This window comes from Flavobacterium sp. (genome assembly GCF_043773265.1).
Lineage (GTDB): Bacteria > Bacteroidota > Bacteroidia > Flavobacteriales > Flavobacteriaceae > Flavobacterium.
Genome location: NZ_JAYVFH010000195.1, coordinates 18,826 through 29,876 on the forward strand (window position 1 = coordinate 18,826; position 11,051 = coordinate 29,876).

11 protein-coding genes and 1 pseudogene are annotated in these 11,051 nt (G+C 29.2%); 6 read left to right on the forward strand and 6 right to left on the reverse strand.

Translation table 11 applies throughout. The features are described from left to right. Window positions 1–2: 2 nt before the first annotated feature. A complete protein-coding gene (locus ACH2BO_RS10455) occupies window positions 3–527 on the reverse strand; it encodes a hypothetical protein (RefSeq protein WP_395044689.1) in 525 nt (174 codons plus the stop codon). A 66-nt stretch (window positions 528–593) separates the two neighbouring features. Between ACH2BO_RS10455 and ACH2BO_RS10460 the strand changes: the two genes are divergently transcribed. The 6 genes from ACH2BO_RS10460 to ACH2BO_RS10485 all read left to right on the forward strand — a co-directional run bounded on the left by ACH2BO_RS10460 (window position 594) and on the right by ACH2BO_RS10485 (window position 5,186). Next, the gene (locus ACH2BO_RS10460) at window positions 594–974 is read left to right on the forward strand and encodes a group III truncated hemoglobin (RefSeq protein ID WP_395044690.1); all 381 of its coding nucleotides are present in this window, start codon (window positions 594–596) and stop codon (window positions 972–974) included. A 123-nt stretch (window positions 975–1,097) separates the two neighbouring features. After that, window positions 1,098–2,156, forward strand: a complete 1,059-nt coding sequence (locus ACH2BO_RS10465; RefSeq protein WP_395044691.1) for a 3-oxoacyl-ACP synthase III family protein — start codon at window positions 1,098–1,100, stop codon at window positions 2,154–2,156. 74 nt (window positions 2,157–2,230) lie between these two features. Further along, on the forward strand, window positions 2,231–2,755 hold the full coding sequence (locus tag ACH2BO_RS10470; RefSeq protein ID WP_395044692.1) for a methyltransferase: 525 nt from the start codon (window positions 2,231–2,233) through the stop codon (window positions 2,753–2,755). Window position 2,756: 1 nt separating this feature from the next. Continuing rightward, window positions 2,757–3,605 carry a glycosyltransferase family 2 protein gene (locus ACH2BO_RS10475; protein ID WP_395044693.1) on the forward strand — a complete coding sequence of 283 codons (849 nt, stop codon included), beginning with the start codon at window positions 2,757–2,759 and terminating at the stop codon, window positions 3,603–3,605. A 70-nt stretch (window positions 3,606–3,675) separates the two neighbouring features. Beyond that, window positions 3,676–4,425, forward strand: a complete 750-nt coding sequence (locus ACH2BO_RS10480) for an MlaE family ABC transporter permease (RefSeq protein WP_395044694.1) — start codon at window positions 3,676–3,678, stop codon at window positions 4,423–4,425. Beyond that, the gene (locus tag ACH2BO_RS10485; protein WP_395044695.1) at window positions 4,422–5,186 is read left to right on the forward strand and encodes an ABC transporter ATP-binding protein; all 765 of its coding nucleotides are present in this window, start codon (window positions 4,422–4,424) and stop codon (window positions 5,184–5,186) included. Before ACH2BO_RS10480 ends, ACH2BO_RS10485 begins: the two co-directional genes overlap by 4 nt. A gap of 2 nt (window positions 5,187–5,188) precedes the next feature. Here the strand turns inward: ACH2BO_RS10485 and ACH2BO_RS10490 are convergent, their stop codons facing one another. The 5 genes and pseudogenes from ACH2BO_RS10490 to ACH2BO_RS10510 all read right to left on the reverse strand — a co-directional run. Next, window positions 5,189–8,698, reverse strand: a complete 3,510-nt coding sequence (locus ACH2BO_RS10490; protein ID WP_395044696.1) for a gliding motility-associated C-terminal domain-containing protein — start codon at window positions 8,696–8,698, stop codon at window positions 5,189–5,191. Window positions 8,699–8,774: 76 nt separating this feature from the next. Next, window positions 8,775–9,836 (reverse strand): mannose-1-phosphate guanylyltransferase, encoded by a 1,062-nt coding sequence (locus tag ACH2BO_RS10495; RefSeq protein WP_395044697.1) that lies wholly within the window; start codon window positions 9,834–9,836, stop codon window positions 8,775–8,777. Between the two features lie 2 nt (window positions 9,837–9,838). Then, window positions 9,839–10,219, reverse strand: coding sequence for a hypothetical protein (locus ACH2BO_RS10500; RefSeq protein ID WP_395044698.1), 381 nt, complete (start codon window positions 10,217–10,219; stop codon window positions 9,839–9,841). A gap of 83 nt (window positions 10,220–10,302) precedes the next feature. After that, window positions 10,303–10,905 (reverse strand): SprT-like domain-containing protein, encoded by a 603-nt coding sequence (locus ACH2BO_RS10505; RefSeq protein WP_395044699.1) that lies wholly within the window; start codon window positions 10,903–10,905, stop codon window positions 10,303–10,305. Window positions 10,906–10,908: 3 nt separating this feature from the next. After that, a pseudogene (locus ACH2BO_RS10510) lies at window positions 10,909–11,051 on the reverse strand (short-chain dehydrogenase); the annotation flags it as partial.

Here is an 11,051-nt window from a genome sequence, read left to right on the forward strand (position 1 = left end):
GATTAGTATTTGTAACCTACACCTTTTTTAATAGCTTGTGAACCACCTAAACCATTTGAAGAAGCTCCAACAGTAGCTTTATCAGCAGTCATTAAAATAAATGGACAACCTATTGCAGCTGAAGCCATTTTCAATTTTTTCTCTGCTTTTTTATCTCCTGTATTTCCAGTGTGATAATTAATTAATCCTGTTTTTCCTCTAACTTCTTCTCCTTTTTTTAATCCAGCAATGTAACCTTTGTCTTCAAGAATAACAACTTTTTCCCAATCTTCTTCAGATGAAACTACAATTTTTTCTGTAACATCTTCTACTCTACCTGTTTTTCCATAAACAATTTTTTCAATTGCATATTTACTTATTGTGTTTTCTGCATCTTCTCCGTCATACTTAAAAATAACTGTGTATTCTTCTAACTTGATAACTTTTCCGTTAACCGTTTCTCCACTGTGTTTAACAATTTTGTCTGATTGAGCAAAAGTTATTGCTGTTGTAAGAACTAAAGTTAATACTAAAATAATTTTTTTCATTTGTTTTTGTTTTAAAATTTAAATTAAGGTCCAAATATATAACTTTGCAAATATCTTGCCAAAAAAATGAATGATATTTATTTAAAATCTGATTTAGAACTTTTAGTTCGAGAATTTTACACTAAATTACTTAGTGACAGTTCAATAAGTTTTATTTTCACAGATGTAGTAAAAATAACACTTGAAGAACATTTGCCTATACTAGTTACCTTTTGGTCGCAAGCAATTTTAGGCACTGGTGGTTACACAAATAATTTAACCCAAATTCATTTAGACGTTAATTCTAAGCATTATTTATCGCCAGAATTATTTAAAATCTGGTTAAAACATTTCTTTGATACTGTTGACGAACACTTTATAGGTGAAAATTCTGAAAAAATTAAAACACAAGCATTGAGTATTGCAACTATAATGCAAATTAAAATTGCTCATGAAAAAGACAAATAATTATTACATCAATAATTTTACATGTTTTTTTTTAAACTTTTCATAATTGTTTTCAAATAATCAACAAAACATCAATAAGTTTATTTATTTATTGATAATTTCGTAAAACTATTTACTATTAATATGAATATTAAAATTACTGGCTCAGGAAGTTATATTCCCGATATAAAAGTTTCAAATTTAGATTTTCTTAATCACGTTTTTCTTAATGAAGATGGTACACCATTTGCACATTCTAACGAAATTGTTGCCAAAAAATTTAAAGAAATTACTGGAATTGAGGAACGTCGTTATGCAAGCACAGATTTACAAACTTCTGATATTGCATTTTTTGCATCAGAAAAGGCAATTAAAAGCGCTAATATTGATCCTGAAACATTAGACTATATAATCTTTGCTCATAATTTTGGTAACGTAAAACATGGTGCAATTCAAGGAGATGCAGTTCCAAGTTTGGCCGCAAGAGTAAAGCAAAAACTTAAAATTAAAAACCCAAAATGTGTTGCTTATGATGTTTTGTTTGGTTGTCCTGGTTGGATTGAAGGAGTAATTCAAGCACAAGCATTTATCAAAGCTGGAATGGCAACTAAATGTTTGGTAATTGGTGCAGAAACATTATCAAGAGTTGTAGATGTTCACGATAGAGATTCTATGATATACTCTGATGGTGCTGGTGCAACAATTATTGAAAAAACCAACGATGAAGGCGGAATTTTATCTCATTTATCGGCAACTTTTGCAAACGACGAAGCCGATTATTTATTTTTTGGAAAATCCTATAATAAAAATCTCGACAAAGATGTAAGATACATCAAAATGCATGGCAGAAAAATTTATGAATTTGCATTAACAGAAGTTCCCAAAGCTATGAAAGAATGTTTAGAGCAAAGCGGAATTGCTATTTCTGATGTTAAAAAAGTACTTATTCATCAAGCCAATGAAAAAATGGATGAAGCAATTGTGCAACGATTTTACAAACTTTACAATCAAGAAATGCCTGATAAAATCATGCCTATGAGTATTCATGAATTAGGAAATTCTAGCGTTGCAACAGTTCCTACATTATTTGATTTACTAATCAATAAAAAATTAGAAAATCAAGAAATAAATAAAGGTGATGTAATTATTTTTGCTTCTGTTGGTGCAGGAATGAATATTAATGCAATTGTTTATAGAATGTAAAACAAAGTACAAAGTACAATTAGCGAAGTACGAAGTAAAAATTATTACATTTGCATAATAAATTTTACATTTTCATGTACGAAAAAACATTTCCAAATAAACGCTTCAAGCATACTTTAGAATTTTTACAAAAGCATATTGCAACTTCCGAAATAATTTTTGATTTAGGTGTTCCAAATCCGTTTTCTAAAATAATGGAAGAAAATGGCTATACAGTAAAAAATACTAAAGGTGAAGATCTAGACAATAATCAAACTGCTTTACAAACAGAAAGCTATACAGTTTTTACTGCTTTTGAAATTTTTGAACATTTATTAAATCCATATACCATTTTAGAAAACGTAAAGTGTGATAAATTACTAATTTCAATACCTTTACGACTATGGTTTTCTCCTGCATATAGAAGTAAAACTGATATGTGGGACAGACATTATCATGAATTTGAAGATTGGCAACTCGATTGGCTTTTAGAAAAAACTGGTTGGAAAATTAGAGCTCGTGAAAAATTTACACATCCGGTAAAAAAAATAGGTTTTCGTCCTTTATTGAGATATTTTACTCCTAGATATTATATTGTTTTTGCTGAAAAAGTGAAATAAAATGAAATACTACATCGTCATTCCATCACACAACGAAGAAAAGTTTATTTCTTTAACACTAAAATCGTTGGTTGAACAAACAGTTTTGCCAAATAAAATTGTAGTTGTGGATGATAATTCAACTGATAATACTGCCGAAATTATTTTAGAATTCGCAAAAAAACATTCCTTTATTTCATTGGTAAATAAAACTTCTGATGCAATTCATTTGCCTGGAAGTAAAGTAATTCAAGCTTTTCAAACTGGTTATGAAACATTAGACGACAATTATGACATTATTGTAAAAGCTGATGCTGACCTAATTTTTCCATCCAATTATTTTGAAACCATTATAAAACATTTTCAATCTGATGCATCAATTGGAATGGTTGGCGGATTTGCTTACATTGAAAAAAATGGTGAATTTATTTTAGAGAATCTAACTGATAAAGATCATATTCGTGGAGCATTTAAAGCATATAGAAAAGAATGTTTTAAACAAATTGGCGGATTAAAACCAGCAATGGGTTGGGATACAGTTGATGAATTGCTTTGCAAGTTTTATTATTGGAAAGTAATTACTGATGCAACATTAAAAGTAAAACATTTAAAACCAACAGGTGCAAACTACAATAAAACAGCACGTTATAAACAAGGTGAAGCTTTTTATAGTTTAGGATATGGTTTTTTTATCACAATGATTGCTTCTGTAAAACTAGCTATAATGAAGAGAAAACCATTGTTATTTTTAGATTATATAAAAGGTTTTTTTAAAGCTAAATCTACTAAAAAACCTCTTCTAGTTACTCAAGAACAAGCCAAGTTTATTAGAAAATATAGGATTCAAAAAATGAAAGAAAAAATATTTTAGATTAAAAAAACTCACATCTCATAACTCACAACTCATAACTTATAACTATTTTTGAGAACATTTTAAAACTATGATGTTAGTTCGTTATTTATCGCAAATTGGAAAATATTTTCTGATGTTGAAAGAAGTATTCAACAAACCAACCAAATGGTCGGTAATGCGTGGCTTAATTTTTAAAGAAATTGATGATTTAGTTATTGATTCTCTTGGTATTGTTGCCTTTATATCTTTCTTTGTTGGTGGTGTTGTTTCAATACAAACAGCTTTAAACTTAACCAATCCTTTAATTCCAAAATACCTAATTGGTTTTGCTACAAGACAATCTGTAATTTTAGAGTTTGCTCCTACTTTTATTTCAATAATTATGGCCGGAAAAATGGGCTCGTTTATTACTTCAAGCATAGGAACAATGCGTGTTACAGAACAAATTGATGCCTTAGAAGTTATGGGTGTTAATTCATTAAACTATTTGGTTTTTCCAAAAATAATTGCACTTTTCTTATATCCTTTTGTAATTGGAATTGCAATGTTTCTAGGAGTTCTTGGCGGTTGGATGGCTGGAGTTTATGGTGGATTTACTTCAAGTGATGAATTTATTCAAGGAATTCAAACCGATTTTATTCCGTTTCATATTGTATATGCTTTTTTAAAAACTATAGTTTTTGCAATGATATTGGCAACAATTCCATCATTTCATGGTTATTATATGAAAGGTGGTGCGCTTGAAGTTGGAAAAGCAAGTACTGTTGCTTTTGTTTGGACATCGGTAGTAATTATTTTAGTAAATTATATATTAACTCAATTACTTTTGGCAAAATGATAGAAGTAAAAAATATAGAAAAGTCATTTGGAGAATCTAAAGTCTTGAAAGGAATTTCGACAACATTTGACACCGGAAAAACTAATCTAATCATTGGACAAAGTGGTTCTGGAAAAACGGTTTTATTAAAATCATTATTAGGTATTTTTACTCCAGATGTTGGAACAATTTCGTTTGACGGAAGAATATATTCTGAATTAACAGCCGATGAAAAACGTGCTTTGAGAACAGAAATCGGAATGGTTTTTCAAGGAAGTGCTTTATTTGACAGTATGACTGTTGAAGAAAATGTTGGTTTTCCTTTAAAAATGTTTACAACAAAAACTCCTGCAGAAATAAAAGAACGTGTAGATTTTGTTATCAATAGAGTAAATTTAATTGATGCTAATCATAAAAAACCATCTGAAATTTCAGGAGGAATGCAAAAACGTGTTGCCATTGCAAGAGCTATTGTAAATAATCCAAAATATTTATTTTGTGATGAACCAAACTCAGGATTAGATCCTAAAACTGCAATTGTAATTGATAATTTAATTCAAGAAATAACTGCCGAATATAATATTACAACAGTAATAAATACCCATGACATGAATTCAGTAATGGAAATTGGTGAGAAAATTATTTTTCTAAAAAATGGAATTCTAGCTTGGGAAGGAACAAAAAAAGACATTTTTAAAACTGATAATGAAGCCATTGTAGACTTTGTTTATTCATCAAATTTATTCAAAAAAATAAGAAAATCACAGAATAAAGGCGAATAACATTAATCTCTAGATAAATAAACCCAACCAGTTTTAGCTCCAGTTGTTGCAAAATTTACAACATAATAATAAGTTCCTGATGGTAATAAATTTCCTTTATAATCTTGACCTTTCCACTGGTTTATATAATTATCTTGTTCGAAAACTACCATTCCATATCGATTAAAAATTTTAACTTTTTCTATCTCACTAAAACCTGATAAATCAAAAGCATCGTTATAACCATCACTATTTGGCGAAATTCCTTTTGGAATACTACACAAAGTATTTAAAACATTGATAGAATTTGTAGTAGAGCAACCAAGATTATTTGTAATTGTCAAAATATAAGTTCCTATAGATTCTCCAGTAATATTAGTTGGATTTGTTGTACTTGTATATCCAAAATCATTACTCCAATAATAAATTGCTGTTGCTTCGTTGTAAGAATCTTGAAGCATTGTTGCTGTTAGTGTTGAACTATTATTGATACAATTAGTTTCAATAGAAAATTGTGGTAACAATGAAACCAAAATCTCTACTGATGATGGAATAGATTCGCAACCATTAGCCAAAGTTTTTACATAATAAATTCCATTACTTATGGTAGAAACATTTGAAATTATAGGGTTTTGAAGGTCTGATGTAAAACCGTTTGGACCATTCCAAAAGTAAGTTGCATTTAAAATTGTAGTTGAAAATAATTCTAAATTTCCTGTTTCACAAACAACAACACTAGCAGAAGCAATAGGCGATTCAGGAATTTCATTAATTGTAATTGTTATAAAAGATTCGTCAAAAGTTGCGCATGAACCTTCAACTCTATATTTAAATTGATAAGTTCCTGAAGAAATAGTACTTGAATTCCAAAGATTATCTAATAAAAAACCACTGCTGGATAATTCTAGCCATGTACCAGTTGTATCTAATGTTCCATTGAGTAAAGTATTCAAATTAATAATTCCTTGAGAACCGCAATAATTTATAGAATTGTCTAATCCTGCATTTGGAATATTTGCATCTGGTGGAATGGTATAATCAAGAGTAATATCAACACAAGAAGTTGTATTACTTGGATTAGTAATTCTAACATGATAAACTCCTGAATCAGTAGATGAAATATAGGGAGAAAAATTCAACACATTTGAAGTGCTTATAATTGTTGTAGAATCTGTTCCTTGCCACCATTGATAATTTAAAAATGAAAACAAAGGAACAGATAACATTCCAACTTGTCCGTTACAAAAAGTAGTTGCTTCAATAGTAAAGGGTTCAAGCGAAGTAATATCAAATAAACTATTTACAATATTTCCACAAACATCTTGAACTTGAAAATTATAAGTTGCAGGTGCTAAATTGGTAAAAGAGTTTTGAGCTCCATTATTTACGACAAAAGGATTTCCGTTTTGCGTAGTAATGCTATAACTTAAAGGAGGAACGCCAGTTGCTTCAACAATAACTTCATTTGTAGTAGCCGAACACAAAAAAGCATAAACATTTGAAATTTTTGGTCCACCAGAAAAATCAAAACTATTAACAACTTGAAAACAGTTTACATATTGTGTGTCAACAAGAGATTTAAATGTTTTTAAAACCCTAAACTGACCAATGAAAGCAAGATTTAAATTGTTTATGTTATTTAATAACACTAATGAATTTATTGTACTCAATGCTGTTCCATCAACATAAACTGAACCAGTTACTGGATTTGTCCATTCATTAGTTATTGGGTTAAATTTTTGTAGCCAAAAACTTTGAAGGAAATTTCCGTTACTTACATTTTGCAAAAAAAGATTATATGAACCACAATTTTCAGTAATTGACACCACATTTGTTGTTACTGAATATCCTTCAACAAAAAAGGTATCTGTTCGCATTGCACCACAACTATTAGTAAATTGAAATGTATAATTTCCTTGTGCTACAGAACCAAAATAAAAAGTCCCTGAAATAATATTTGCAGATAAATTAATTGGTAATACACCAACATAAGAACTTGGAGCAGCAATTAAAGTAGCAGTTGAAATTCCGTTTGGAGCATTTACAATTACTGATCCAAAACCTAATTCACATCCTGGTCTTTGAAGCAATGAAATTGGTCCAGGTGTAAAAGGTGAAACTGTTGCGCTTACACTATTGACAAATCCGCAAGAATCTGTAACACTAAAAGTGTATGTTCCTTGTGGCAAACTAGAAATAAAAAATTGAGAACCATCAGTACTAATTAAACTTGAAAAATCATGTGGTAACGGAATTGAATATCCAACAGGTGCATTTGTCATGATTACTGAAACTAACTGAATAGAATTAATCAAAATTGATAAATCGCCACAACCATTACTAGAACCAACCGCAACTGGCATTGGTGGAATATTAACAACAGAAACATTTTTTATCATAGTTCTACCACAAGAATCTGTAATTTGTATAGAATAATTTCCAACAGGAAAACTGTTACCAACAGAACCATAAATTGCATCACTTGCCGAAAATGGTCCTGGATGAGAACTATTAAAACTCACCGCATTGAAGCCAACAGGAAAAGTTAAAAAATTTATGGTATATGGAGCAACATAAAATTCTGGTGTTAATTTTAAAGCAATATCTGTACAATTTAATTTTAAAACAGCGCTTGTAAAATCAAATTTATTATTTACAATATTATTGTTTTGATTGTAAACATTACCGCAAGCATCTGTAACTTTTAAATCATAATAATAGGATTGATTGTTGTAAAAAGGAATAATTTGTGAAGCAATTGTTCCAGTATTAACTATTTGGGTATAAACAATTGGAGTGCTGCTTGATGGCGGAAAAACTGTATATTGAAAAGTTAAGGGAAAAGCGATTTCAAAACCAGAAAGAACACCAAAAGCATTAGAAACTAAAATTGTATTACAAGAAGATAAAATAGTGGTTTGAAAACTAACTGCATCAACAATTAAAGAAACCGATGTTTGCAATAATGTAAATGTTTGAACAACACCTTCATTGCAAGTGTCAAAAACTCGAATTTGATAAACACCAACTGGCAAATTAGTAAAAACATTTGAAGATTGAACTGGCGTTGTTACTGGTCCTGATAAAATTTGATAAGAAAATGGATTTCCAGATGTAACATTTACAGCAATAGCTCCATCATTGCCACATTTTACTTTTGTTCCAACCAAAGAATATGTTAATTTTGTTATTGTACTTACTATAGTTACATCTTGTTGCTTAGTTGCTGAATTTACACCTAAAGATTGTGTTGCAATTACTCTATAATTTCCTGCATTTAAACCTGTTAAACTAGATACTGTAACAATTGCCAAAGGTGTTGTAATGTTTGGCAATAAATAAACTGCATAATCCATGCTTGAACCAGAAACAGTACCTGAAACATTAAAAGTTAATATTCCGTTTCCTAAACAAGATTCATTAGTTGGAGTAACATTAAATGTAAAACTCGATAATTGGCTGTAACTTACTTGAGATATAAACAAAAAAACAAGTAGATATTTTATAAAATTAAAACTATTTTCTTTTTTCATAAAATTCTACTTAAATATGGATTATATTATTACAAGATGCAGCTTTATCCAAAAGGTTGCTTGAATTTTTTAATTTTTACAATTCATTAGCCAAAGCAGTAATTCGTTTAATATCTTGCTCTTTACTTTTTGGATAAATCATTAATACTCCTTCTTTATCAACAATTATATAATCATGTAAACCGTCAATAACAATAATCTTATTTGCATCTGAACGGATAATATTATTAGATGCATTTTCTAATATAACTTTGGCATTAATTACACCATTATTAAATTCATCTTTATCTATTTTTTCATGCAATTGTCCCCATGTTCCTAAATCATTCCAATCGAAAGTTGCTGGCAAAACATATACATTTTTAGCATTTTCTAAAATTGCATAATCTATTGAAATATTTTCAGCATTAGCATAATTTTTTTCAATAAACTCTTTTTCAGAATAAGTATTATAACTTTCAACACCTTTTAAAAATAAAGAATTCATTTGAGGTTGAAATTTTTCAAATGCAGATGAAATAGATTTTACTGACCAAATAAAAATTCCACCATTCCAGAGAAAATTTCCAGCTTCTAAAAAATTTTTGGCGGTTTCATAATCAGGTTTTTCTCTAAACTGATTTACTTTTTTTATTGGATTTTTATCAGTTTCATCATATTCAATATATCCAAAACCAGTATTTGGAAACGTTGGCTGAATTCCCAATGTCAACAATGCATCTTCTTTTTCACAAAAATCAAAGCATTGTTTCAAATTTTTAGCAAATTCATCTTCATCTTCAATCCAATGATCGCTTGGCGCCACAACCATAACTGCATTTGGATTCGTTTTTTGAATTTTTAAAGATGCATACAGAATACAAGGTGCGGTATTTCGCATGGCTGGTTCTAACAAAACTTGTTCTTGCTTAACCATAGGCAATTGCTCAAGAACCAATTCATTATAGCGCTCATTTGTTAAAATTAATATGTTCTCAACTGGAATTATCTTAGCCAAACGACTGAAAGTCTTTTGAATTAAAGTATCGCCAGAACCTAGCATATCATGAAATTGTTTTGGAAAATCAGATGTTGAAACTGGCCAAAATCTTGAACCGACTCCACCAGCCATTAATATTGCGTAATAGTTTTTATTCATAATCATTGCGAGGCACGAAGCAATCTCATTTTTTTTATTAGTGATACAAATATATTTATAATAAATAGGAGTTGAAGTATTAATATTCCCAAAATATATGACACTGTTTCGTAGATATGTAAAGAATCAAATCTTGAAATTTCATAATATTTTTTAGAAAGTGAAATTGGATTTAAAAAATATTGATTTTTAAAAAAAAGTAGTGTTAATAAAATAGTTCCTAATATATGTAATTTTGAAACTATTGCTGATAAAATAATATCTATTTTTTCTAAAAGAAAATATAATAATCCTAAAATTAATATAAAAAAAGAAACCATTGTATAGAAATCTTCTTCTCTAATAACATAATAAGTATCATAAATATTAATATCAAAAGTCATTTGCCCATTAATTAACAAGTTAATAACAATCAAAATAAATGATGAAATAAACAACAAATAAAATAACTTTAATTTCTTCATAATCATCCAGGAATTATTTCAACCTCAGCATTAGCATTAAACAAAAATGTTCTTCCGGTTATTAATTCTAAACATTCATAGCGTTTTACTCGAAGTCCTTTTTTTTGAAAAACTCTTCCGTTTTTTATTCTAAACTTGCTTCCGCTTGGCACTTCGTGAATAAAATGAATGTCTACTTTTCGTTCATCAAATTGTTTTAATGCAAATGCCAATTTAGCATCTGTATCACTACTAGCCGTTGGATTTCTAAAATGACTAGCAACCAATGGTAAAACCGAATGCGGAAAAATTTCGGGTCTAATAAAAGGCACCATCAATCGTTGAAATGTCATTTTCCATTCGTTTCCGTGTGGTTTTATCAATCTTCCAAATTTTTCAAAAGCTACTAAATGTGAAATTTCATGTACCAATGTTATCAAAAATCTGTATTTATTTAAATTAGCATTTACTGTAATTTCGTGTTTGCCATTTATTGCTTTTCTATAATCACCATGACGCGTTTGCCTTTCGTTTACAATTTTGAGATGCACATTGTTGGCTTTGATTAATTCAAAACAATAATTTACTGCGTGCTCTGGGAGATATTTTTGTAAAACTTCGCTCAAAATTTATGGAGTTGACGATGAAACCTGCAATACCTTTCCATTATAATATTTATTACCATTCAAAGCAAAATCATAAATATAATTTGCCATTTCAGTTGCTGAAAGTGGCGCTTCATATCCTGGAAATGCTTCTTGTAACATTTCGG

Coding starts and splice junctions, on each gene's coding strand:
- ACH2BO_RS10455 (WP_395044689.1), bottom strand. CDS start 527: ATGAAAAAAATTATTTTAGTATTAACTTTAGTTCTTACAACAGCAATA.
- ACH2BO_RS10460 (WP_395044690.1), top strand. CDS start 594: ATGAATGATATTTATTTAAAATCTGATTTAGAACTTTTAGTTCGAGAA.
- ACH2BO_RS10465 (WP_395044691.1), top strand. CDS start 1,098: ATGAATATTAAAATTACTGGCTCAGGAAGTTATATTCCCGATATAAAA.
- ACH2BO_RS10470 (WP_395044692.1), top strand. CDS start 2,231: ATGTACGAAAAAACATTTCCAAATAAACGCTTCAAGCATACTTTAGAA.
- ACH2BO_RS10475 (WP_395044693.1), top strand. CDS start 2,757: ATGAAATACTACATCGTCATTCCATCACACAACGAAGAAAAGTTTATT.
- ACH2BO_RS10480 (WP_395044694.1), top strand. CDS start 3,676: ATGATGTTAGTTCGTTATTTATCGCAAATTGGAAAATATTTTCTGATG.
- ACH2BO_RS10485 (WP_395044695.1), top strand. CDS start 4,422: ATGATAGAAGTAAAAAATATAGAAAAGTCATTTGGAGAATCTAAAGTC.
- ACH2BO_RS10490 (WP_395044696.1), bottom strand. CDS start 8,698: ATGAAAAAAGAAAATAGTTTTAATTTTATAAAATATCTACTTGTTTTT.
- ACH2BO_RS10495 (WP_395044697.1), bottom strand. CDS start 9,836: ATGAATAAAAACTATTACGCAATATTAATGGCTGGTGGAGTCGGTTCA.
- ACH2BO_RS10500 (WP_395044698.1), bottom strand. CDS start 10,219: ATGACTTTTGATATTAATATTTATGATACTTATTATGTTATTAGAGAA.